This is a genomic window from Streptomyces alkaliphilus, assembly GCF_014141535.1.
Classification (GTDB): domain Bacteria; phylum Actinomycetota; class Actinomycetes; order Streptomycetales; family Streptomycetaceae; genus Streptomyces; species Streptomyces alkaliphilus.
In genome coordinates, this window is record NZ_VKHT01001735.1 from 1 (window position 1) to 449 (window position 449).

General features: G+C 75.5%; 1 pseudogene. It reads right to left on the bottom strand.

Annotated features, from left to right (window positions below):
- Positions 1–24: 24 nt before the first annotated feature.
- Positions 25–449: pseudogene (locus FNQ90_RS26535) on the bottom strand (NYN domain-containing protein); the annotation flags it as partial.

The window sequence follows — 449 nt, forward strand, 5'->3', positions numbered from 1 at the left end:
GGACCGGAGGGCGCGGACGGGGCCTCAGGCGTCGGGGGGCCCGGTGAGGGAACCGGGCACCGACCGACTCTCGATCTCCCGCCAGAAGCCCGCCCGGATGGCGTAGCGGTCCTGTTCGTCGATCTGGTCGTCCTTGTGGGTGAGCAGGCCGAAGCGGGCGGCGTAGCGCAGCAGCTCGCCGTCGATGCGGTGGGGGATGCGGGGGTACTCGCCGGCGAGCCGGGCGAGCCGCTCGACCGCGCCGATCCGATCGGCCCAGCGGCGGGCGAAGACCTGGCCGACCTCGTAGGGGTCACCGCTCACGGTGGTGATGTCCTCCTCGCGGTCCGCCCAGCGCTGCTCGGCCGAGGTCAACTGGGCGAGGGAGGGCAGGGCCGCGGTCTCGGGGGACTCGGCGGGCGCGCCGCGCTCGACCCAGCCCCGGTCGGACGACCAGCGCAGGGTGGCGG